This window comes from Aquipseudomonas alcaligenes (assembly GCF_003205495.1).
GTDB classification, from domain to species: Bacteria; Pseudomonadota; Gammaproteobacteria; order Pseudomonadales; family Pseudomonadaceae; genus Aquipseudomonas; species Aquipseudomonas alcaligenes_B.
This window is the reverse complement of record NZ_QJRX01000009.1, coordinates 25,912-48,811: the sequence shown is the minus strand read 5'-3', so window position 1 is coordinate 48,811 and position 22,900 is coordinate 25,912. Positions and strand designations below refer to the sequence as shown.

The 22,900-nt window shown below is 64.4% G+C and carries 23 protein-coding genes; 20 read left to right on the top strand and 3 right to left on the bottom strand.

Translation table 11 applies throughout. The features are described from left to right. The first annotated feature begins 199 nt into the window (after nucleotides 1-199). The 4 genes from trxB to infA all read left to right on the top strand — a co-directional run bounded on the left by trxB (nucleotide 200) and on the right by infA (nucleotide 2,982). On the top strand, nucleotides 200-1,147 hold the full coding sequence (trxB, locus tag DMO17_RS16680) for a thioredoxin-disulfide reductase (RefSeq protein WP_110683607.1): 948 nt from the start codon (nucleotides 200-202) through the stop codon (nucleotides 1,145-1,147). A gap of 38 nt (nucleotides 1,148-1,185) precedes the next feature. Then, nucleotides 1,186-1,866, top strand: a complete 681-nt coding sequence (gene aat, locus DMO17_RS16675) for a leucyl/phenylalanyl-tRNA--protein transferase (protein WP_110683606.1) — start codon at nucleotides 1,186-1,188, stop codon at nucleotides 1,864-1,866. A 67-nt stretch (nucleotides 1,867-1,933) separates the two neighbouring features. Beyond that, complete coding sequence (locus DMO17_RS16670; protein WP_110683605.1) at nucleotides 1,934-2,641, top strand: arginyltransferase; 708 nt, start codon at nucleotides 1,934-1,936, stop codon at nucleotides 2,639-2,641. A 122-nt stretch (nucleotides 2,642-2,763) separates the two neighbouring features. Then, nucleotides 2,764-2,982, top strand: a complete 219-nt coding sequence (gene infA, locus DMO17_RS16665; RefSeq protein WP_002553999.1) for a translation initiation factor IF-1 — start codon at nucleotides 2,764-2,766, stop codon at nucleotides 2,980-2,982. A 67-nt stretch (nucleotides 2,983-3,049) separates the two neighbouring features. On the opposite strand, the gene clpA is transcribed toward infA, so the two are convergent. Both clpA and clpS read right to left on the bottom strand, forming a co-directional pair. After that, on the bottom strand, nucleotides 3,050-5,320 hold the full coding sequence (gene clpA, locus DMO17_RS16660) for an ATP-dependent Clp protease ATP-binding subunit ClpA (protein ID WP_110683604.1): 2,271 nt from the start codon (nucleotides 5,318-5,320) through the stop codon (nucleotides 3,050-3,052). 30 nt (nucleotides 5,321-5,350) lie between these two features. Then, nucleotides 5,351-5,713: an ATP-dependent Clp protease adapter ClpS gene (gene clpS, locus DMO17_RS16655; protein ID WP_110683603.1), complete on the bottom strand. Its 363-nt coding sequence runs from the start codon at nucleotides 5,711-5,713 to the stop codon at nucleotides 5,351-5,353. Nucleotides 5,714-5,943: 230 nt separating this feature from the next. Between clpS and cspD the strand changes: the two genes are divergently transcribed. Next, entirely contained in the window at nucleotides 5,944-6,207 is a 264-nt protein-coding gene (gene cspD / locus DMO17_RS16650) for a cold shock domain-containing protein CspD (RefSeq protein ID WP_110683602.1), read from the top strand. Nucleotides 6,208-6,267: 60 nt separating this feature from the next. Here cspD and icd read toward each other — a convergent pair whose 3' ends face one another. Beyond that, nucleotides 6,268-7,524: an NADP-dependent isocitrate dehydrogenase gene (icd, locus tag DMO17_RS16645; RefSeq protein WP_110683601.1), complete on the bottom strand. Its 1,257-nt coding sequence runs from the start codon at nucleotides 7,522-7,524 to the stop codon at nucleotides 6,268-6,270. 315 nt (nucleotides 7,525-7,839) lie between these two features. Here icd and DMO17_RS16640 point away from each other — a divergent pair, with 315 nt between their 5' ends. The 15 genes from DMO17_RS16640 (at nucleotide 7,840) to nuoF (ending at nucleotide 22,895) form a co-directional block, all read left to right on the top strand. Beyond that, nucleotides 7,840-8,301 (top strand): NUDIX hydrolase, encoded by a 462-nt coding sequence (locus DMO17_RS16640; protein ID WP_110683600.1) that lies wholly within the window; start codon nucleotides 7,840-7,842, stop codon nucleotides 8,299-8,301. Nucleotides 8,302-8,367: 66 nt separating this feature from the next. After that, nucleotides 8,368-9,486, top strand: coding sequence for a tRNA 2-thiouridine(34) synthase MnmA (gene mnmA, locus DMO17_RS16635; protein WP_110683599.1), 1,119 nt, complete (start codon nucleotides 8,368-8,370; stop codon nucleotides 9,484-9,486). Next, a complete protein-coding gene (hflD, locus tag DMO17_RS16630; RefSeq protein WP_110683598.1) occupies nucleotides 9,483-10,103 on the top strand; it encodes a high frequency lysogenization protein HflD in 621 nt (206 codons plus the stop codon). The genes mnmA and hflD overlap by 4 nt, the downstream gene beginning before the upstream one ends. Nucleotide 10,104: 1 nt before the next feature. After that, nucleotides 10,105-10,974 (top strand): DMT family transporter, encoded by an 870-nt coding sequence (locus tag DMO17_RS16625; protein WP_110683597.1) that lies wholly within the window; start codon nucleotides 10,105-10,107, stop codon nucleotides 10,972-10,974. A gap of 76 nt (nucleotides 10,975-11,050) precedes the next feature. After that, nucleotides 11,051-12,421 carry an adenylosuccinate lyase gene (gene purB, locus DMO17_RS16620; protein ID WP_110683596.1) on the top strand — a complete coding sequence of 457 codons (1,371 nt, stop codon included), beginning with the start codon at nucleotides 11,051-11,053 and terminating at the stop codon, nucleotides 12,419-12,421. Nucleotides 12,422-12,499: 78 nt separating this feature from the next. After that, nucleotides 12,500-13,666, top strand: coding sequence for a ribosomal protein uL16 3-hydroxylase (locus DMO17_RS16615; protein WP_110683595.1), 1,167 nt, complete (start codon nucleotides 12,500-12,502; stop codon nucleotides 13,664-13,666). Next, on the top strand, nucleotides 13,659-14,084 hold the full coding sequence (locus tag DMO17_RS16610; RefSeq protein ID WP_110683594.1) for a GNAT family N-acetyltransferase: 426 nt from the start codon (nucleotides 13,659-13,661) through the stop codon (nucleotides 14,082-14,084). The genes DMO17_RS16615 and DMO17_RS16610 overlap by 8 nt, the downstream gene beginning before the upstream one ends. Before the next feature lie 9 nt (nucleotides 14,085-14,093). Further along, on the top strand, nucleotides 14,094-14,726 hold the full coding sequence (locus tag DMO17_RS16605) for a DUF7931 domain-containing protein (protein ID WP_110683593.1): 633 nt from the start codon (nucleotides 14,094-14,096) through the stop codon (nucleotides 14,724-14,726). Continuing rightward, entirely contained in the window at nucleotides 14,723-15,532 is an 810-nt protein-coding gene (locus DMO17_RS16600; RefSeq protein WP_110683592.1) for a secretin N-terminal domain-containing protein, read from the top strand. Before DMO17_RS16605 ends, DMO17_RS16600 begins: the two co-directional genes overlap by 4 nt. A gap of 480 nt (nucleotides 15,533-16,012) precedes the next feature. Then, the gene (locus DMO17_RS16595) at nucleotides 16,013-17,608 is read left to right on the top strand and encodes an isocitrate lyase (RefSeq protein ID WP_110683591.1); all 1,596 of its coding nucleotides are present in this window, start codon (nucleotides 16,013-16,015) and stop codon (nucleotides 17,606-17,608) included. A 497-nt stretch (nucleotides 17,609-18,105) separates the two neighbouring features. Then, nucleotides 18,106-18,519, top strand: coding sequence for an NADH-quinone oxidoreductase subunit A (locus DMO17_RS16590; RefSeq protein ID WP_110683590.1), 414 nt, complete (start codon nucleotides 18,106-18,108; stop codon nucleotides 18,517-18,519). Between the two features lie 10 nt (nucleotides 18,520-18,529). Continuing rightward, nucleotides 18,530-19,207 carry a NuoB/complex I 20 kDa subunit family protein gene (locus tag DMO17_RS16585; RefSeq protein WP_110683589.1) on the top strand — a complete coding sequence of 226 codons (678 nt, stop codon included), beginning with the start codon at nucleotides 18,530-18,532 and terminating at the stop codon, nucleotides 19,205-19,207. A 55-nt stretch (nucleotides 19,208-19,262) separates the two neighbouring features. Next, nucleotides 19,263-21,044, top strand: a complete 1,782-nt coding sequence (nuoC, locus tag DMO17_RS16580) for an NADH-quinone oxidoreductase subunit C/D (RefSeq protein WP_110683588.1) — start codon at nucleotides 19,263-19,265, stop codon at nucleotides 21,042-21,044. Between the two features lie 4 nt (nucleotides 21,045-21,048). After that, the gene (nuoE, locus tag DMO17_RS16575; RefSeq protein ID WP_110683587.1) at nucleotides 21,049-21,549 is read left to right on the top strand and encodes an NADH-quinone oxidoreductase subunit NuoE; all 501 of its coding nucleotides are present in this window, start codon (nucleotides 21,049-21,051) and stop codon (nucleotides 21,547-21,549) included. After that, nucleotides 21,546-22,895, top strand: a complete 1,350-nt coding sequence (nuoF, locus tag DMO17_RS16570) for an NADH-quinone oxidoreductase subunit NuoF (RefSeq protein WP_110683586.1) — start codon at nucleotides 21,546-21,548, stop codon at nucleotides 22,893-22,895. Before nuoE ends, nuoF begins: the two co-directional genes overlap by 4 nt. The last annotated feature ends 5 nt before the right edge of the window (nucleotides 22,896-22,900 follow it).

Below are 22,900 nucleotides of genomic sequence, written 5' to 3'. Positions count from 1 at the left end.
CCTGCGCCCTGGGCGCGCCCAACTATCGATAGGACAACTCAAAGAGGCGACTATTGTACAAATTTACAGGTATCACGCCAGGCCAAGGGCCGTTTTGCCGGCCCGTCCCGCTTCGGTGTAGCATACCCGGCTATCCCTTGCGCGCCGCCCAATTGGAGCACGCATTCTCTTTTGTGACAAAGGCTTATGGGGTCTTTTTATGAGCGAAGTCAAGCATTCACGCCTGATCATCCTGGGCTCCGGCCCGGCCGGCTATACCGCCGCCGTCTATGCCGCCCGCGCCAACCTCAAGCCTGTCGTCATCACCGGCATCCAGCCCGGCGGCCAGCTGACCACCACCACCGAAGTCGACAACTGGCCGGGTGATGTCCACGGCCTGACCGGCCCGGCGCTGATGCAGCGCATGCAGGAGCATGCCGAGCGCTTCGACACCGAGATCGTCTACGACCACATCCATACCGCCGAGTTGCAGAGCAAGCCCTTCACCCTCAAGGGCGACAGCGGCACCTACACCTGTGACGCCCTGATCATCGCCACCGGCGCCAGCGCCCAGTACCTCGGTCTGCCGTCCGAGGAGGCCTTCGCCGGCAAGGGCGTGTCCGCCTGCGCCACCTGCGACGGCTTCTTCTACCGCAACCAGGTGGTCTGCGTGGTCGGCGGCGGCAACACCGCCGTCGAGGAAGCCCTGTACCTGTCCAACATTGCCAAGGAAGTGCACCTGATCCACCGCCGCGACAAGCTGCGCTCGGAGAAGATCCTGCAGGACAAGCTGTTCGACAAGGCCGCCAACGGCAACGTGCGCCTGCACTGGAACCACACCCTGGACGAAGTGCTGGGCGACAACACCGGGGTGACCGGCGTGCGGCTGAAGAGCACCGCCGACGGCAGCACCAAGGAGCTGCAGCTGGCCGGCGTATTCATCGCCATCGGCCACAAGCCCAACACCGAGCTGTTCCAGGGCCAGCTGGAAATGCGCGACGGCTACCTGCTCATCCAGGGCGGTAACGAAGGCAATGCCACCGCCACCAGCATCGAGGGCGTGTTCGCCGCTGGCGACGTCGCCGACCACGTCTACCGCCAGGCCATCACCTCGGCCGGTGCCGGCTGCATGGCCGCACTGGACGCCGAGAAGTACCTCGACGCCTGAGCCCAGGGGCGGGCCAATCGCCCGCCCTGCCCTCCTCCATGCTGACCTGGCTGCAGCGCGACTCGCTGGAATTCCCGCCCTTGGAGCGCGCCCTGCGCGAGCCCAATGGCTTGCTGGCGGCTGGCGGCGATCTGTCCGCCGAACGCCTGATCGCCGCCTACCGGCACGGCTGTTTCCCCTGGTTCAGCGAAGGCCAGCCGCTGCTCTGGTGGTCGCCGGACCCGCGCACCGTGCTGCTGCCCGAGGAGTTCCACCTGTCGCGCAGCCTGGCCAAGCTGCTCCGCCAGCAGCGCTTCCGGGTGACCTTCGACCAGGACTTCGCCGCCGTCATCGATGGCTGCGCCGGGCCGCGCGACTATGCCGACGGCACCTGGATCACCAACTCGATGCGCGCCGCCTACCTGGAACTGCACCGTCGCGGCTTCGCCCATTCGGTGGAAGTCTGGGGCGGCGATCAACTGGTCGGCGGCCTCTACGGCCTGGCCATGGGCCGCCTGTTCTTCGGCGAATCCATGTTCAGCCGCACCGACAACGCCTCCAAGGTCGGCTTCGCCACCCTGGTGGGCAAGCTGCGCGAGTGGGGCTTCGCCCTGATCGACTGCCAGATGCCAACCCAGCATCTGCACAGCTTCGGCGCCCGCCCCATCGCCCGCCAGGAATTCGCGGCCTATCTGCAACGTTACCTGGACCAACCCAGCGCCGCCGACTGGCGGCCGTGACTGCGGCATGTGGTAGGCGCCAGTAGGCTGGCATACACTTGCCCCAGGGGTTCCCCGAGGATCGACCATGACCGAGCTGGCTCGCCTCAAGTTCTATGCCACTCAGCCACATCCATGCAGCTATCTGCCCGAGGAACAGGCCACCACCCTGTTCCTCGATCCCAGCCAGCCCATGGATGTGCAGGTCTATGCCGAACTGTCGGAAATGGGCTTTCGCCGCAGCGGCGACCACCTCTACCGCCCACACTGCCAGCGCTGCACCGCCTGCGTGCCGGCACGCATCCCCGCCGACCAGTTCATTCCCACCCGCCAGCAGAAGCGCATTCTCAAGCGCAACGCCGACATCCAGGTCAGGGCCGTGCGTCCGGCGTTCAACGAGGAGTACTACGCCCTCTACGTGCGCTACATCGAACAGCGCCATGCCGACGGCGACATGTACCCACCGAGCCGCGACCAGTTCAGCACCTTCCTGGTCCGCGACCTGCCGTTCGCCCGCTTCTACGAGTTCCGCCTGGCCGGCCGTCTGGTTGCCGTGGCCGTTACCGACGTGCTGCCCAACGGCCTGTCGGCGGTCTACACCTTCTACGACCCGGCCGAGGAGCGTCGCAGCCTGGGGCGCTTCGCCATACTCTGGCAGATCGGCGAGACCGCGCGCCTGGGCCTGCAGGCCGTCTATCTCGGCTACTGGATCAAGAACTGCCGAAAGATGAGCTACAAGACCCAGTACCGTCCCATCGAGCTGTTCGTCAACCAGCGCTGGGTCGTCCTGACCTGAACGCAATACCCGCAGCCACCCAGCCACTTGGCGGCCCTCCCCCTTTTCGGGCACAATGCACGCCGCTTTTGCCTGGGCACCCATGCGCCAGGCCAATCTTTGGATACCGAGGGCTTTACTGCATGTCGAAAGAAGACAGCTTCGAAATGGAAGGTACTGTCGTCGACACCCTGCCCAACACCATGTTCCGTGTGGAGTTGGAAAACGGGCACGTCGTTACCGCGCACATCTCCGGCAAGATGCGCAAGAACTACATCCGCATTCTGACTGGCGACAAGGTCCGCGTCGAACTGACGCCCTACGACCTGAGCAAGGGCCGCATCACCTACCGCGCCCGCTGATCGCACGACGATCCCGAATGCAAAAACGCCCGGCACTGCCGGGCGTTTTCGTTTGCAGTGCCGACCGTCAGGCCGGCTCTGCCGTGGTTTCGAACTCGAAGTGCAGCTCGCCATCGACCAGGTCGATGTGCACCACCCCGCCATGCTCGGCCAGCTCGCCAAACAGGATCTCCTCGGCCAGCGGCCGCTTGATCTTGTCCTGGATCAGCCGTGCCATCGGCCGCGCGCCCATCGCCGCATCGTAACCATGCTCGGCCAGCCAGCCGCGCGCCGCATCCGTGACATCCAGCTGCACCCGCTTGTCCTCCAGCTGCGCCTGCAGCTCGGTGAGGAACTTGTCGACGATGCTCTTGATGGTCTCGTGGCTCAGGCGACCGAACTGGATGATGGTATCCAGGCGGTTGCGGAACTCCGGCGTGAAGCTCTTCTTGATCACTTCCATGGCGTCGGACGAGTGGTCCTGCTGGGTGAAGCCGATCGACGCGCGAGCCGCGGTCTCCGCCCCGGCGTTGGTGGTCATGATCAGGATCACGTTGCGGAAGTCGGCCTTGCGCCCGTTGTTGTCGGTCAGGGTGCCGTGGTCCATCACCTGCAGCAGCAGATTGAACACTTCCGGGTGGGCCTTCTCGATCTCGTCCAGCAGCAGGACGCAGTGCGGCTGCTTGGTGATGGCCTCGGTAAGCAGGCCGCCCTGGTCGAAACCGACATAGCCGGGTGGCGCCCCGATCAGCCGCGACACAGTGTGGCGCTCCATGTACTCGGACATGTCGAAGCGCACCAGCTCGATGCCCATGGCCTTGGCCAGCTGGCGGGCGGCCTCGGTCTTGCCGACACCGGTCGGACCGGCGAAGAGGAAGGAACCAACCGGCTTGTCCGGCGCCTTGAGGCCGGCACGCGACAGCTTGATGGCGGTGGACAGCGAGTCGATCGCCGCGTCCTGGCCGAACACGGTGAGTTTGAGGTCGCGCTCCAGGTTGCGCAGCAGCTCCTTGTCCGAGCTGCTGACATGCTTCGGCGGGATGCGCGCGATCTTCGCGACGATGTCCTCGACCTGGGCCACCTCGATGCGCTTGGCGCGCTTCTCCTCCGGCTGCAGGCGCTGGTAGGCGCCGGCCTCGTCGATGACGTCGATGGCCTTGTCCGGCATGTGGCGGTCGTTGATGTAGCGCGCCGCCAGCTCGGCCGCCGCACGCAGTGCCTCGTCGCTGTATTCGATGTGGTGGTGCTGCTCGAAGCGCGCCTTGAGCCCCTTGAGGATGCCCACGGTGTCCTCGACGGACGGCTCGGTGACGTCGACCTTCTGGAAGCGCCGCGCCAGGGCCCGGTCCTTCTCGAAGATGCCGCGGAACTCCTGGAAGGTGGTGGAGCCGATGCAGCGGATCTCGCCGGACGACAGCAGCGGCTTGAGCAGGTTGGAGGCGTCCATCACCCCGCCCGAGGCCGCACCGGCGCCGATGATGGTGTGGATCTCGTCGATGAACAGGATGGCGTGCGGGCGCTTGCGCAGCTCGTTGAGCAGCGCCTTGAAGCGCTTCTCGAAGTCGCCGCGATACTTGGTGCCGGCCAGCAGCGCGCCGAGGTCGAGGGAATAGACCACGCTCTCGGACAGCAGATCGGGCACCTGGCCGTCGACGATGCGCTTGGCCAGCCCCTCGGCGATGGCGGTCTTGCCGACGCCGGCCTCGCCCACCAGCAGCGGGTTGTTCTTGCGCCGCCGCGCGAGTATCTGCGCCACGCGCTCGACCTCGTGCTCGCGGCCGACCAGCGGATCGATGCGCCCCAGGCGCGACAGCTCGTTGAGGTTGCTGGCGTAGGCATCCAGCGGATTGCCGGAGGTCGAGGACTCGCCGCCCTCGTCGTCCTGCATCTCCTGCTCACTCTCGTGGTGATCGGTATGGCCCGGCACCTTGGAGATGCCATGGGCGATGTAGTTGACCACGTCGATGCGGGCCACGCTCTGCTGCTTGAGCAGGAACACGGCCTGGCTCTCCTGCTCGCTGAAGATGGCGACCAGCACGTTGGCACCGGTCACTTCGCGCTTGCCGGAGCTCTGCACATGGAACACGGCGCGCTGCAACACGCGCTGGAAACCCAGGGTCGGCTGGGTCTCGCGCTCTTCGTCGTGCTGAGGGATCAGCGGCGTGGTGGAGTCAATGAACTCCTGCAGGTCATGCCGGAGCTTGTCCAGATTGGCGCCGCAGGCGCGCAGTACGGTCGCTGCAGCCTCATTGTCCAGCAAGGCAAGCAGCAGGTGCTCGACCGTCATGAACTCATGGCGCTTGGCACGTGCCTCCTTGAAGGCCAGATTGAGGGTGACTTCCAGCTCTCGATTCAACATAGCTTCACCTCTTGCCCAAGCGGGACGGCGTCAACCGTCCTTCTCTATCTCACAGAGTAGCGGATGCTGGCTTTCCCGGGCGTACTGGTTGACCTGCATCGCCTTGGTCTCTGCGATATCGCGGGTGAACACCCCGCAGATTGCCTTGCCTTCCGTATGGACCGTCAGCATGACCTTGGTCGCCAACTCGCGGTTCATGCCGAAGAACAACTCCAGCACTTCGACCACGAAATCCATCGGGGTGTAATCGTCGTTGAACATCAGCACCTTATACATGGGCGGCGCCTGCAACGCCGGCTTCGCCTCCTGCACGGCCAGGCCGGTGGAATCGTCCTCGTGCTCGCCGGGGTGCTGCTGATTGAATGTTAGTCGAATCTGGCTGCGTGAATGCATGCTGAACTGATGGTGTCGCGACCGGTCGGAGAGTGGTGCTAGACGGACTTTGACGGGCTTCTCAGCCGTCCGACCTAGTGCCTTGACTAAAGGCGAAACAGTGTTACAAACAGTGAATACCCTACTCGGGTATCGGGGCTCCGCGGCTAGTGCCAAGATGGCCGAAGTCGGGCGTGGAGCTGAAGTGGATGATACTCCAGTGATGGAGTCCTTTGCAGAGGGATGTCAGCATGCTCAGCGGTAAGGTCAAGTGGTTCAACAACGCCAAGGGCTACGGATTCATCGTGGCCGATGGCCGAGATGAGGACCTGTTCGCCCATTACTCGGCTATCCAGATGGACGGCTACAAGACTCTCAAGGCCGGCCAAGCGGTCAAGTTCGATATCCTGCAAGGCCCCAAGGGCCTGCACGCAGTGAATATCAGCCCGATTCTGGCAACCAGTGACACCCCGGCGACCGCCAGCGCGCCGCAAAGCACTCCGGTAGAAGCCTGAAAAGAGCACCAATGAAAAAGGCCGGTCAGATGACCGGCCTTTTTGTTACCACTCGTCGCCTTACATGTGGGCGATGATGGCATCACCGAACTGCGAGCAGGACAACAGCTTGGCACCTTCCATCAGACGCTCGAAGTCGTAGGTCACGGTCTTCGCGGCGATGGCACCGTTGGTGCCCTTGATGATCAGGTCGGCCGCTTCGGTCCAGCCCATGTGGCGCAGCATCATCTCGGCGGAGAGGATGACCGAGCCCGGGTTGACCTTGTCCAGGCCGGCGTACTTCGGCGCGGTACCGTGGGTGGCCTCGAACATGGCCACGGTGTCGGACAGGTTGGCGCCCGGGGCGATACCGATACCACCCACTTCGGCCGCCAGGGCGTCGGACAGGTAGTCACCGTTCAGGTTCAGGGTGGCGATCACGTCGTACTCGGCCGGGCGCAGCAGGATCTGCTGCAGCATGGCGTCGGCGATGGCATCTTTCACCACGATGGTCTTGCCGGTGTTCGGGTTCTTGAACTGCATCCACGGGCCGCCATCCAGCAGCTCGGCGCCGAACTCGTCACGCGCCACCTCGTAGCCCCACTCCTTGAAGGCACCTTCGGTGAACTTCATGATGTTGCCCTTGTGGACGATGGTCACGGAGCTGCGATCGTTGTCCACGGCGTACTGCAGGGCCTTGCGCACCAGGCGCTTGGTACCTTCCAGGGAAACCGGCTTGATGCCGATACCGCAATTCTCGGTGAAGCGGATCTTCTTGACGCCCATTTCCTCGGTGAGGAACTTGATGACCTTCTCGGCCTCGGGGCTGCCGGCTTTCCACTCGACACCGGCGTAGATGTCTTCCGAGTTCTCGCGGAAGATGCACATGTCCACGTCACCCGGCTTCTTAACCGGGCTCGGCACGCCTTCGAACCAACGTACCGGACGCTGGCAGACATACAGATCCAGCTCCTGGCGCAGGGCCACGTTCAGCGAGCGGATGCCGCCACCGACCGGAGTGGTCAGCGGACCCTTGATGGACACGACGTAGTCGCGCACGGCTTCCAGGGTTTCCTTCGGCAGCCAGGTGTCCTGGTCATAGACCTGGGTGGCTTTCTCGCCGGCGTAGACTTCCATCCAGGCGATCTTGCGCTGGCCGGCATAGGCTTTTTCAACGGCAGCGTCGACGACCTTGATCATCACCGGGCTGATATCGACACCGATGCCATCACCCTCGATGAACGGGATGATCGGGTTGTTCGGTACATTCAAGGTCATGTCGGCGTTGACGGTGATCTTTTCGCCGTTCGCAGGCACCTGGATCTTCTGGTATCCCATGCTGGACTCCGTTTGTTTTCGTGGTCTGACAATCCACCGCACGGGTAATGCGGCGGACGATACTTCTGGGTCTCGGAAAGGTGCTGCATTCTTGTAGTTTTTCTACAGAAAGTCACGCACTTTTCGCCATTTACTGACAGCCCAGCGACAGCCTAGACTGCTTGAATACTGGGTTCGCGCCAAACATGTAGTCAAACTACATCAGCGCTACAAAAAGCCCTCTTGGGGCGACTTCAATCCTAGCAGCTTGGCTCCAGATTGCTTCGATCCAAGCCTCGACCAATAGTTGCCGCAGACTCGCGGAGGTTCATTGCAATGCGTTTCACCCCACACGTCACCGTTGCCACCGTGGTCGAAGACCAGGGCCGTTTCCTTCTGGTCGAGGAGTTGGCCGGCGGCCAGGCGGTATTAAACCAGCCTGCCGGCCACCTGGAAGCCGACGAAAGTCTCATCGCTGCAGCCCTGCGCGAGACGCTAGAGGAAACCGGCTGGGAAGTTGAGCTGACCGCAGTCACCGGCATCTACCTGTACACCGCGCCGAGCAACGGCGTGACCTACCAGCGCGTGTGCTTCTCCGCCAGGCCGCTGCGCCACCTGCCGGAGGCGCCACTGGACGAAGGCATCCTCGGCCCGCGCTGGCTGACCCGCGAGGAACTGGCCGCCCAGCCAGAGCGCTGGCGCAGCGAACTGGTGCTGCGCTGCATCGACGACTACCTGGCCGGCGAGCGCCACCCACTCAGCCTGATCCGCGACCCGGCCGATCGCGGCCCGGCCTGATTCGCCGAGCAGCGCCCGCTCCTGATAGAATCGCCAGCTTTCCGCAGTCACCCTGTCCCGAACCCCATGCGCGAACCAGCCAATACCCGAGTGATAGTCGGCATGTCCGGCGGCGTCGACTCCTCCGTTTCCGCCCTCCTGCTGCTCGAACAGGGCTACCAGGTCGAGGGCCTGTTCATGAAGAACTGGGAAGAGGACGACGGTACCGAATATTGCACCGCCATGACCGACCTGGCCGACGCCCAGGCCGTGTGCGACCGCATCGGCATCAAGCTGCATACCGCCAACTTCGCGGCGGAATACTGGGACAACGTGTTCGAGCACTTCCTCGCCGAATACAAGGCCGGGCGCACGCCGAACCCGGACATCCTGTGCAACCGCGAGATCAAGTTCAAAGCCTTCCTCGACTACGCCCTGTCGCTCGGCGCTGACCTGATCGCCACTGGCCACTACGTGCGCCGCCGCGATGTCGACGGCCGTAGCGAAATGCTCAAGGGCCTCGACCCGAACAAGGACCAGAGCTACTTCCTGCACGCCGTGGGCGGCGAGCAGATCGGCCGCACCCTGTTCCCGGTCGGCGAACTGGAGAAGCCGCAGGTGCGCGCCATCGCCGAGAAGTACCAGCTGGCAACCGCCAAGAAGAAGGACTCGACCGGCATCTGCTTCATCGGCGAGCGCCGCTTCAGCGACTTCCTCAAGCAGTACCTGCCGGCCCAGCCGGGCGACATCGAGACCACCGAGGGCGAGGTGATCGGTCGCCATGTCGGCCTGATGTACCACACCATCGGCCAGCGCCAGGGCCTGGGCATCGGCGGCATGAAGAACGCCGGCGACGAGCCCTGGTATGTGCTGCACAAGGACCTGACCCGCAACGTGCTGATCGTCGGCCAGGGCAACGACCACCCCTGGCTGTTCTCCCGCGCCCTGCTCGCCTCGGACATCTACTGGGTCAACCCGGTCGACCTGTCCAGCCCGCGCCGCCTGAGCGCCAAGGTACGCTACCGCCAGGCCGACCAGGCCTGCACCCTGGAAAAGACCGCGCACGGCTACCGCGCGCTGTTCGACGAGCCGCAGCGCGCCGTCACCCCAGGCCAGTCCGTGGTGTTCTACGACGGCGAGGTGTGTCTCGGCGGTGGCGTGATCGAAGTCGCCGAACCCTGTGCCGAGGGAGCGCCGCACGCATGAGTCCGACCCAGGAACAGCTGCTGGCCCTCTCCGCCGTGTTCCAGGCCGCCAGCCTGGTGGACAAGCTGGCGCGTACCGGCCAGGTCAGTGACGCCCAGGTCGGCTGCCTGCTCGGCAGCCTGCTGGTGCGCGACCCGAAGAGTACCCTGGAGGTCTACGGCGGCGACGACCTCAACCTGCGTGAAGGCTACAAGGCCCTGGTCGGCGCCCTGGAGCGCAATCCGGCCAGTCTGCAACGCGAACCGCTGCGCTACGCCCTGGCCCTGCTCGGCCTGGAGCGCCAGCTGGCCAAGCGCGACGACCTGCTGCAAGTGATCGGCAATCGCCTGGACCAGATCCAGAACCAGGTCGAACACTTCGGCCTGACCCACGACAACGTGGTGTCCGCCTGTGGCGCGCTGTACCAGGACACCATCAGCACCTTCCGCCAGCGCATCCAGGTGCATGGCGACATGCGCTTCCTGCAACAGCCGGCAGTCGCGGCCAAGGTGCGCGCCCTGCTGCTCACCGGCATCCGCTCCGCGCGCCTGTGGCGCCAGCTCGGCGGGCACCGCTGGCAGCTGGTGTTCAGCCGCGGCAAGCTGCTCAAGGAACTCTATCCGCTGCTGCGAGGCTGAGGTGAGCATCCCCAGTCGCAGCGTGAAGCCGGTACAGGGCGCCCTGCTGCTGGCGCTCTCCGCCCTGCTGTTCTCGCTGATGGGCGTGGGCATCCGCGAAGTCTCCAGCGGGGTCAACAACGAGTCGGTGGTGTTCTTCCGCAACCTGGTCGGCGTGCTGTTCTTCCTGCCGCTGCTGCTGCTCAAGGGCGCCGCGCCACTGAAGACCGGCCGCATCAGGTCGCACCTGTGGCGCACCGGCTACGGCCTGGCGGCGATGTACTGCTTCTTCTATGCCATCGCCCACCTGCCGCTGGCCGACGCCATGCTCTTCACCTACTCGGCGCCGGTGTTCACCCCGGTGCTGGCCTGGTGGCTGCTCAAGGAGCCGCTGACCAAGCGCATGCTCATCACCACCGGCATCGGCCTGGTCGGCGTGCTGCTGGTGGCCAAGCCCAGCCAGGCATTGCTCGACAGCCAGGCCCTGGTCGGCCTGGCGGCCAGCATCCTGGCTGCCTTCGCCTTCGTCTCCATCCGCGAGATGAGCGACAGCGAGCCGGCCTTCCGCATCGTCTTCTACTTCTCGCTGTTCAGTGCGCTGATCTCCGCCGTGCCGCTGACCTGGGCCTGGCAGCCGCTGGATTCGCACCAGCTCGGCCTGCTGCTGGTGATCGGCCTGCTCGCCACGGTCAGCCAGATCGTCATGTCCAAGGCTTACAGCCTGGCGCCGCCCGGTCTGATCGGCCCCTTCGCCTACCTGGCCATCGTCTTCGCCGGCGTCATCGCCTGGCTGCGCTGGGGCGAGATGCCGGACCTCAGCTCGCTGATCGGCGCCGCGCTGATCTTCGCCTCCAGCCTGCTGTCCATCGCCCGCCGCCCGGCCGCCCGCTAATCGGGCGGGCCAGCACGGGCGACTTCATGTATGATGTGCGCCCTTTTCGTTGACCGACCTGTCCGAGAACGCCTCCATGCAGCTCTCCTCGCTCACCGCGGTTTCCCCCGTCGATGGCCGCTACGCCGGCAAAACCAGCGCCCTGCGCCCGATCTTCAGCGAATACGGCCTGATCCGCTTCCGCGTGATGGTCGAGGTCCGCTGGCTGCAGCGCCTGGCCGCCCATGAAGGCGTCGCCGAAGTGGCGCCCTTCTCCGCCGAAGCCAACGCCCTGCTCAACGAGCTGGCGGAGAACTTCGCCATCGAGCACGCCGAGCGCGTGAAAGAGATCGAGCGCACCACCAACCACGACGTCAAGGCCGTCGAGTACCTGCTCAAGGAGCAGGCCGCCAAGCTGCCGGAACTGGCCGCGGTCAGCGAATTTATCCACTTCGCTTGTACTTCCGAAGATATCAACAACCTGTCCCACGCCCTGATGCTGCGCGAAGGCCGCGACACCGTGCTGCTGCCGCTGATGAAGCAGATCGCCGCCGCCATCCGCGAGCTGGCCGTCAAGTTCGCCGGCGTGCCGATGCTGTCGCGTACCCACGGCCAACCGGCCTCGCCGACCACCCTGGGCAAGGAACTGGCCAACGTCGTCTACCGCCTAGAGCGGCAGATCACCCAGGTGGCCGCCGTGCCGCTGCTGGGCAAGATCAACGGCGCCGTGGGCAACTACAACGCCCACCTGTCGGCCTACCCGCAGATCGACTGGGAAGCCAACGCCAAGCAGTTCATCGAAGGTGACCTGGGTCTGCAATGGAACCCCTACACCACCCAGATCGAGCCGCACGACTATATCGCCGAACTGTTCGACGCCATCGCCCGCTTCAACACCATCCTTATCGACTTTGATCGTGATGTGTGGGGCTATATCTCCCTCGGCTACTTCAAGCAGAAGACCGTGGCCGGCGAAATCGGCTCCTCGACCATGCCGCACAAGGTCAACCCGATCGACTTCGAGAACTCCGAAGGCAACCTGGGCATCGCCAACGCGATCTTCCAGCACCTGGCCAGCAAGCTGCCGATCTCGCGCTGGCAGCGCGACCTGACCGACTCCACCGTGCTGCGCAACCTCGGCGTCGGCTTCGCCCACAGCGTCATTGCCTACGAGGCCAGCCTCAAGGGCATCGGCAAGCTGGAGCTGAACGAAGCGCGCATCGCCGAAGACCTGGACGCCTGCTGGGAAGTCCTGGCCGAGCCGATCCAGACCGTGATGCGTCGCTACGCTATCGAGAACCCCTACGAGAAGCTCAAGGAACTGACCCGCGGCAAGGGCATCAGCCCCGAGGCGCTGCTCACCTTCATCGATGGCCTGGACATGCCGGCAGCCGCCAAGGAGGAACTCAAAGAGCTCACCCCGGCGCGCTACATCGGCAACGCCGTCGCCCAGGCCAAGCGCATCTGAGCGCCACCAGCCTCTCCAACGCCCGGCTGAGCCGGGCGTTTTTGTTTTAGCCATTTCACTTCTTTCAAGGGCTTAGCCATGAATCCTGATACTCCTCTGCAGCTGCTGGGCGGCCTTACTCCTCGCGAGTTCCTGCGTGACTACTGGCAGCAGAAGCCCCTGCTGGTGCGCCAGGCCATTCCCGGCTTCGAGAGCCCGATCAGCGCCGACGAGCTGGCCGGCCTGGCCCTGGAAGAGGAAGTCGAGTCGCGCCTGGTGCTGGAGCACGGAGCACACCCCTGGGAGCTGCGCCGCGGCCCCTTCGCCGAAGACACCTTCAGCCAGCTGCCGGAGCGCGACTGGACCCTGCTGGTGCAGGCCGTCGACCAGTTCGTCCCGGAAGTGGCCGAAGTGCTCAAGGACTTCGGTTTCCTGCCCAGCTGGCGTATCGACGACCTGATGATCAGCTTCGCCGCGCCGGGCGGCAGCGTCGGCCCGCATTTCGACAACTACGACGTATTCCTGCTGCAGGCCGAAGGCCAGCGCCGCTGGAAGATCGGCCAGATGTGCGATGCCGACAGCAAACTGCTGGCGCACGCCGACCTGCGCATCCTCGCCGACTTCGAGCAGACCGACGAATGGGTACTGGAGCCCGGCGACATGCTCTACCTGCCGCCGCGCCTGGCCCACTACGGCATCGCCGAGGATGACTGCATGACCTACTCGGTGGGTTTCCGCGCCCCCAGCGCCGCCGAGGTACTGACCCACTTCACCGACTTCCTCGCCCAGTTCCTGCCTGACGAGGAGCGCTACAGCGACGCCGGCATGGCGCCGACCAGCGACCCGCATCAGATCCAGCAGGATGCCCTCGACCGCCTCAAAGCGCTGCTGACCGAGCACATGAGCGACGAGCGCCTGCTGCTGACCTGGTTCGGCCAGTTCATGACCGAGCCGCGCTACCCGGAGCTGGTCAACGGCCCGGAAATCGAGGAGCAGGACTTCCTCGCCGCCCTCGAAGACGGCGCCGTGCTGGTACGCAACCCCAGCGCGCGCCTGGCCTGGAGCGAAGTGGACGTCGGCCTGGTGCTGTTCGCCAGCGGCCAGAGCCGCCTGCTGCCGGCCCACCTCAAGGAGCTGCTGCGCCTGATCTGCGCTGCCGATGCCCTGCACGCCGACAACCTGGCGCCTTGGTTGGCGGACGAGGACGGGCGTACACTGGTGCGCGAACTGGTCCAGCAAGGAAGTTTGGAGTTTGCTGATGAGTGAGATCCACGTCCGCCTCGCCCACTGGCAGAAGGACAACGCCGACCTGCGGCGCATCCGCGAAGCGGTCTTCATCGCCGAGCAGGCCGTGCCGGCGGAACTGGAATGGGATGACGAGGACAGCGAGGCCGTGCACTTCCTCGCCCTCGAAGGCGATTACCCGATCGGCACCGCGCGCCTGCTGGCCGACGGGCAGATCGGCCGGGTTTCGGTGCTCAAGGACTGGCGCGGTCTGAAGGTCGGCGATGCCCTGATGCAGGCCGCCATCGCCGCCGCCGAACAGCGCGGCCAGCGGGTGCAGAAGCTCAGCGCCCAGGTCCACGCCGCCGCCTTCTATGAGCGCCTGGGCTTTCTCATCGAAGGCGACGAGTACCTCGAAGCGGGTATTCCCCACGTACTGATGGTGCGCCATAGCGACTAGGACCACAGCATGAGCGAAGAAAACGCCCCGATCGACGCGAACGAACCGGAACTGCCGGCCATCGATTTCCAGTCGCCGGGGCGTTTTGCCGTGCACAACCCGGACAACCAGCCCGGTATCACCGCGGAATCCCGCGAGCCGGCGCCCTTCGTGCTTGGCAGCCACGTCGACCTGGAGCGCTTCAGCAGACCGGAACAGGCCCAGGCGCACGCCCTGGCCCTGCTGCTGCAAGCCCGGCAGAACCTGTGCCTGTACAGCCCGGACCTGGAAGCCTGGCTGTACAGCCACAGCAGCGTGCAGCAGGCCTGCACCCAGTTCCTCCTGGCCAGCCCGAAGAATCGCCTGCGCATCCTGGTGCGCGATGTCGGCAAGCCGGTACGCCAGGGCCACCGCCTGCTCAACCTGGCCCGGCGCATCACCAGCAACCTGCATATCCGCCGGATCAACCCGGACCATCCGGCCGACGAATGTGCCTACCTGCTGGCCGACGACCGTGGCCTGCTGCTGCGCGAGCAGCCCGAGCAGTACGCCGGCTATGCCCTGTACAACGATCCCGGCCGCGTGCGCCAGCGCCAGGCGCAGTTCGACCAGGCCTGGGATCTCAGCCTTCTCGACCCCGACCTGCGGAGTTTTCTGCTATGAGCCTGCGCCACTGCCTGCTCGTCCTGTTGCTTGGCCTCAGCCTGCCCCTGCTGGCCGCCACCGAGCTGATTCAGCTGAACTACCGCAGCGCCGACGAGGTCCTGCCACTGGTACAGGCCGCCCTCGATGGCCAGGGCAAGGCCAGTAGCTATGGCAACCAGCTGCTGATCAATGCCGCGCCGGAGAAGATCGCCGAGATCCGCGACCTGCTCGGCCAACTGGACAAGGCCCCGCGCCGCCTGTTGATCAGCGTGGATACCAGCGAGCAGAGCCTGGAGGACCGCGACGGCTATCGCGTCGATGGCAGTGCCAGCGCCGGCGACGTCGAAGTGATCGCCGGGCGTGGCGAAGTCCAGGGCCGCGACCAGGTGCGCATCATTCGCCGCTCGACCAGCAGCAACAGCGGCGGCACCCAGCAGGTGCAGGCCACCGAGGGCTACCCGGCACTGATCCAGGTGGGCCAGAGCGTGCCCCTGACCAGCACCAGCGTCGGCCCCTACGGCCAGGTATACCAGAACACCGAGTATCGCAACGTCACCCAGGGCTTCTACGTCACAGCCACCCTGAGCGGCGACAGGGTCCACCTGAACATCAGCGCCAACAACGACAGGGTGAACCCCTATCAGCCGGGCGTGATCGATGTACAGAGCACCGACACCCGAGTCAGCGGTCGCCTGGGCGAATGGATCCCCCTCGGCGGCGTCAGCCAGCAGAGCCAGGGCGATGACTCCGGCTTCCTGCGCCGCCACTCCACCCGCGGCAGCAACGACATGAGCATGCGCATCAGGGTCGAGGCACTCGACTAAAGTCGCCCCGCCACTCATGTAGTTGCTCAAAAAAAGCACTACAAAATGATTGACGAACGCCCGTTTGAAAGCGCATCATGGCCTCGCTCCCGCTAGCCAGGGGCTCTCTTGCAGAGCCTCCAGATCGATCCCGTACCACCATTCGGGGCGGTCCGTGTTCTAACAGCCCACAAGGCGTTTCAACGAGGTTGCGACTGGAACGAAAGTTGTCCTGAGGGACGGGGAAGCCTAAGCGTTATCAGCCAGACCGCCTGACCAGAGAAACTGCACCGCCCAACGGCATCCACGAGCCGGTAAGCCGCAGTCACTGTTCGCCCGGACTGTCTTGTTTCGTCCTCTCCTCCCCCTCCGCTGCACACTCGTCCCCGTCAATATCTCGAAGTTCCGCCCTGTGTCGCCCGCAACACTGCAGCTTTTTTGCACGTTGGTTTTGGGTGGGAAGTCGGTGCTCAACCAAACTCATACTTTGAAGGATTGACCATGTCAGCTTATCAAAACGACATCAAAGCCGTTGCCGCTCTGAAAGAAGCCGCAGGCAGCAGCTGGAGCGCGATCAACCCTGAGTCCGTCGCTCGCATGCGCGCTCAGAACCGCTTCAAGACCGGTCTGGAAATCGCCCAGTACACCGCTGACATCATGCGCAAAGACATGGCCGAGTACGACGCCGACTCGTCCAAGTACACCCAGTCCCTGGGTTGCTGGCACGGCTTCATCGGTCAGCAGAAGCTGATCGCCATCAAGAAGCACCTGGGCACCACCAACAAGCGCTACCTGTACCTGTCCGGCTGGATGGTCGCCGCCCTGCGCTCCGACTTCGGCCCGCTGCCGGACCAGTCCATGCACGAGAAGACTGCCGTCTCCGACCTGATCGAAGAGCTGTACACCTTCCTGCGCCAGGCTGACAGCCGCGAACTGGACCTGCTGTTCACCGCCCTGGACGCTGCTCGCGCTGCCGGCGACAACGCCAAGGCCGCCGAGATCCAGAACCAGATCGACAACTACGAGACCCACATCGTCCCGATCATCGCCGACATCGACGCTGGCTTCGGTAACCCGGAAGCCACCTACCTGCTGGCCAAGCGCATGATCGAAGCCGGCGCCTGCTGCATCCAGATCGAGAACCAGGTTTCCGACGAGAAGCAGTGCGGCCACCAGGACGGCAAAGTGACCGTTCCGCACGCCGACTTCCTCGCCAAGATCGCTGCCGTTCGCTACGCCTTCCTGGAACTGGGTATCGACAACGGCGTGATCGTTGCTCGTACCGACTCCCTGGGTGCCGGCCTGACCAAGCAGATCGCCGTAACCAAAGAGCCGGGCGACCTGGGCGACCAGTACAACTCCTTCCTGGACTGCGAAGAAGTGTCCGCTGCCGAACTGAAGAACGGCGACGTCGTAATCAACCGCGGCGGCAAACTGCTGCGTCCGAAGCGCCTGCCGTCCAACCTGTTCCAGTTCCGCGCTGGCACCGGCGAAGACCGCTGCGTCCTGGACTGCATCACCAGCCTGCAGAACGGCGCCGACCTGCTGTGGATCGAAACCGAGAAGCCGCACGTTGGCCAGATCAAGGGCATGGTTGACCGCATCCGCCAGGTCATCCCGAACGCCAAGCTGGTTTACAACAACAGCCCGTCCTTCAACTGGACCCTGAACTTCCGCCAGCAGGTATTCGATGCCATGGTTGCCGAAGGCAAGGACGTCTCCGCCTACGACCGCGCCAAGCTGATGAGCGTCGAGTACGACGAGACCGAACTGGCTCAGATCGCTGACGAGAAGATCCGTACCTTCCAGCGTGACGGCTCCGCCCACGCCGGCATCTTCCACCACCTGATCACCCTGCCGACCTACCACACCGCCGCACTGTCGACCGACAACCTGGCCAAGGGCTACTTCGCCGACCAGGGCATGCTGGCCTACGTGAAAGGCGTGCAGCGTCAGGAACTGCGCCAGGGTATCGCCTGCGTCAAGCACCAGAACATGGCTGGCTCCGACATCGGCGACAACCACAAGGAGTACTTCGCTGGCGAAGCTGCTCTGAAGGCCAGCGGTAAAGACAACACCATGAACCAGTTCCACTAATAGGAACCGGCTCTGCGGCCCAAGCCGCAGGTGTTATCAGACGAAGCCCCGGCAGCGATGCCGGGGCTTCGTCGCATTCACGACTACAGAAAGCCCCACCTCAGCCGCACCTGCTCCATCGCCAGCGATACGCCATGCACTCCTTCGCTTATACCTTTCAGCGGAAACAGCATCTGCTGGACAATTAAGCGCCCGTAATAAAACACTGCGATCCGCTCAGGCATCAATTAATAGGGCGACTGTAAACAATTACCGACAGACTCTTTCAGAAAAGCGTCATGCCCGCCTAAGACCAAAGCCGCAGGACCGCCTGCAGCCCGCACCAGACGGCCATCTGCGGCGTCAGATGGCGGCAAGGCGTTCATTTTTTTATTCGGAAAAATTTACTTACCTCGCGCAGCCGGCATAAAATTGCCGACACACTACTTCGCGGAGCCGCTTTCATTGGCGGCTGCGATCATTAAAAGAAGCCGTCCCTTTACCCAAGGAGTACCGGCATGCCTGATGCGGTATCGACCATGTCCCATAACTGGGCCTTCGCTGTATTCCTGCTCGGAGTCTTCGGACTCATCGCCTTCATGCTCGGCCTGTCCAGCCTGCTCGGCAGCAAGGCCTGGGGGCGCAGCAAGAACGACCCGTTCGAATCCGGCATGCTCCCGGTCGGCAGCGCGCGCCTGCGCCTCTCGGCAAAGTTCTATCTGGTCGCGATGCTCTTCGTGATCTTCGACGTTGAAGCCCTCTTTCTCTTCGCTTGGGCGGTCTCGGTGCGCGAAAGCGGCTGGGCCGGCCTGATCGAAGCTACAGTTTTCATAGCAATTCTGTTGGCTGGTCTTGTCTATCTTTGGCGTATCGGTGCGCTCGACTGGGCACCCGAAGGCCGTCGCAATCGGCAGGCGAAGCTAAAACAATGAGGCTTTGGCGATGCAATACAAACTTACTCGGATCGATCCGGATGCGCCTAACGAGCAGTATCCGATCGGCTCGCGGGAGACCGTAGCCGACCCGCTGCTGGAAGATCAGGTCCACAAGAACATCTTCATGGGCAAGCTCGAAGATGTGCTCAACGGTGCGGTGAACTGGGGGCGCAAGAACTCCCTGTGGCCGTACAACTTCGGTTTGTCCTGCTGCTACGTGGAAATGACCACGGCCTTCACCGCGCCGCACGACATTGCTCGTTTCGGCGCCGAAGTCATTCGTGCGTCACCGCGCCAAGCCGACTTCATGGTTATCGCCGGTACCTGCTTCATCAAGATGGCGCCGATCATCCAGCGTCTCTACGAGCAGATGCTGGAACCCAAGTGGGTCATCTCCATGGGTTCGTGCGCCAACTCCGGCGGCATGTACGACATCTATTCTGTGGTCCAGGGGGTCGACAAGTTCCTCCCGGTGGACGTCTATATTCCCGGCTGCCCGCCCCGTCCGGAAGCATTCCTGCAAGGCCTGATGCTGCTGCAGGAGTCCATCGGCCAGGAGCGCCGACCGCTGTCCTGGGTCGTCGGCGACCAAGGTATCTACCGTGCCGAAATGCCGTCGCAGAAGGAGCAGCGTCGCGCCGAGCGCATCGCCGTGACCAATCTGCGCAGCCCCGACGAAGTGTGAGCCGGCGCCCGCGCCCGCTCACTGATGCCGTATACCGCCGATAGCGACCGAGACCATGACTGCAGACAGCATTCTGTCCGTTCCACCCTACAAGGCCGATGACCAGGACGTGGTCGTCGAACTGAACTCCCGTTTCGGTGCCGAGACCTTCACCGTCCAGAGCACCCGTACCGGCATGCCGGTGCTGTGGGTCGCCCGTGATCGCCTGATCAACGTGCTGACCTTCCTGCGCAACCTGCCGCGCCCCTACGTCATGCTGTATGACCTGCACGGCGTCGACGAGCGCCTGCGCACCCAGCGCCGCGGCCTGCCGGGCGCCGACTTCAGCGTGTTCTACCACCTGATGTCGATCGAGCGTAACAGCGACATCATGATCAAGGTGGCGCTCAAGGAAGGCGATCTCAACGTCCCCACCGTCACCGGCATCTGGCCCAACGCCAACTGGTACGAACGCGAGGTCTGGGACCTCTACGGCATCACCTTCCAGGGCCACCCGCACCTGTCGCGCATCATGATGCCGCCGACCTGGGAAGGTCACCCGCTGCGCAAGGACTACCCGGCGCGCGCCACCGAGTTCGATCCGTTCAGCCTGACCCTGGCCAAGCAGCAGCTGGAAGAGGAAGCCGCGCGCTTCAAGCCGGAAGACTGGGGCATGCGCCGCCACGGCGAGCACGAGGACTACATGTTCCTCAACCTCGGCCCCAACCACCCGTCCGCCCACGGCGCCTTCCGCATCATCCTGCAGCTGGACGGCGAAGAGATCATCGACTGCGTGCCGGACATCGGCTACCACCACCGTGGCGCCGAGAAGATGGCCGAGCGCCAGTCCTGGCACAGTTTCATCCCCTACACCGACCGCATCGACTACCTCGGCGGGGTGATGAACAACCTGCCCTACGTGCTGGCCGTGGAGAAATTGGCCGGCATCAAGGTGCCGGACCGCGTCGACTTCATCCGCGTGATGCTCGCCGAGTTCTTCCGCATCACCAGCCACCTGCTGTTCCTGGGTACCTATATCCAGGACGTCGGCGCCATGACTCCGGTGTTCTTCACCTTCACCGACCGTCAGCGCGCCTACAAGGTGATCGAGGCCATCACCGGCTTCCGCCTGCACCCGGCCTGGTACCGCATCGGTGGCGTCGCCCACGACCTGCCGCGCGGCTGGGACAAGCTGGTCAAGGAATTCGTCGACTGGCTGCCCAAGCGCCTCGACGAGTACACCAAGGCCGCGCTGAAGAACAGCATCCTCATCGGCCGTACCAAGGGCGTGGCCCAGTACAACACCAAGGAAGCGCTGGAATGGGGCGTCACCGGCGCCGGCCTGCGCTCCACCGGCCTGGACTTCGACCTGCGCAAGGCACGCCCCTACTCCGGCTACCAGAACTTCGAGTTCGAAGTACCGCTGGCCCACAACGGCGACGCCTACGACCGCTGCATGGTCCGCGTCGAGGAGATGCGCCAGAGCATCCGCATCATCGACCAGTGCCTGCGCAACATGCCGGAAGGCCCGTACAAGGCGGACCACCCGCTGACCACGCCGCCGCCGAAAGAGCGCACCCTGCAGCACATCGAGACCCTGATTACCCACTTCCTGCAAGTCTCCTGGGGCCCGGTCATGCCGGCCAACGAGAGCTTCCAGATGATCGAGGCGACCAAGGGCATCAACAGCTACTACCTGACCAGCGACGGCAGCACCATGAGCTACCGCACGCGCATCCGGACGCCCAGCTTCGCCCATCTGCAGCAGATCCCCTCGGTGATCCGCGGCAGCATGATCGCGGACCTGATCGCCTACCTGGGTAGCATCGATTTCGTTATGGCCGACGTGGACCGCTAATCACATGAGCCAGACCAACCTGATCCAGACCGACCGCTTCGAACTCAGCCAGGCCGAGTACGACGCCATCGAACACGAAATGCACCACTACGAGGATCCGCGCGCGGCGTCCATCGAAGCCCTGAAGATCGTGCAGAAGCAGCGTGGCTGGGTGCCGGACGGCGCCATCTACGCCATTGCCGACATCCTCGGCATCCCCGCCAGCGACGTCGAGGGCGTGGCCACCTTCTACAGCCAGATCTTCCGCGTCCCGGTGGGCCGCCACATCATCCGCGTGTGCGACAGCATGACCTGCTTCATCGGCGGTCACGAGAACCTGCTCGGCAGCCTCAAGGACAAGCTCGGCATCGTCCCCGGCCAGACCACCGCCGACGGCCGCTTCACCCTGCTGCCGGTGTGCTGCCTGGGCAACTGCGACAAGGCCCCGGCCGTGATGATCGACGACGACACCTACGGCAACCTCGATGCCGACGGCATCGCCCAGCTGCTGGAGTCCTACGCATGAAGACGCTGACCTCCGTGGGCCCGATCAACCGCATCGCCCGCAGCGAAGAGACCCATCCGCTGACCTGGCGCCTGCGCGACGACGCCCAGCCGGTATGGCTGGAGGAGTACCAGGCGAAGAACGGCTACGCCGCCGCACGCAAGGCCCTGGCCGAAATGGCCCAGGCCGACATCGTGCAGACGGTCAAGGACTCCGGCCTCAAGGGCCGCGGCGGTGCGGGTTTCCCCACCGGCGTGAAGTGGGGCCTGATGCCGGCCGACGAATCCATGAACATCCGCTACCTGCTGTGCAACGCGGATGAAATGGAGCCGAACACCTGGAAGGACCGCCTGCTCATGGAGCAGCTGCCTCACCTGCTGGTGGAAGGCATGCTGATTTCCGCGCGCGCGCTCAAGGCCTACCGCGGCTACATCTTCCTGCGCGGCGAGTACGTCGACGCGGCGGCCAACCTCAATCGCGCCATCGCCGAGGCCAAGGCCGCCGGCCTGCTGGGCAAGAACATCCTCGGCAGCGGCTTCGACTTCGAGCTGTTCGTCCACACCGGTGCAGGGCGTTATATCTGCGGTGAAGAAACCGCGCTGATCAACTCCCTGGAAGGTCGCCGCGCCAACCCGCGCTCCAAGCCGCCCTTCCCCGCCGCCGTCGGCGTCTGGGGCAAGCCGACCTGCGTCAACAACGTCGAGACCCTGTGCAACGTGCCGGCGATCGTCGCCAACGGCGTGGACTGGTACAAGACCCTGGCCCGCCCGGGCAGCGAAGACATGGGCACCAAGCTGATGGGCTTCTCCGGCAAGGTGAAGAACCCCGGCCTGTGGGAACTGCCGTTCGGCATCCCGGCCCGCGAGCTGTTCGAGGACTACGCCGGCGGCATGCGCGACGGCTACAAGCTGAAGTGCTGGCAGCCCGGTGGCGCCGGTACCGGCTTCCTGCTGCCCGAGCACCTGGATGCGCCGATGTTCGCCGGCGGCATCGCCAAGGTCGGCACCCGCATGGGCACCGGCCTGGCGCTGGCGGTGGACGACTCGGTCAACATGGTCTCGCTGCTGCGCAACATGGAAGAGTTCTTCGCCCGCGAGTCCTGCGGCTGGTGCACCCCGTGCCGCGACGGCCTGCCGTGGAGCGTGAAGATCCTCCGCGCGCTGGAGCGTGGCCAGGGCACCCAGCAGGACATCGACACCCTGCTGCAGCTGGTGAACTTCCTCGGCCCCGGCAAGACCTTCTGCGCCCATGCACCGGGTGCCGTCGAGCCGCTGGGCAGTGCGATCAAGTATTTCCGTCCGGAGTTCGAGGCTGGCGTGTCCAGCAGCGCCGCTCCGGCCGCCGCGGCGCAGTTCGCCCCGGCCTGAAGAAT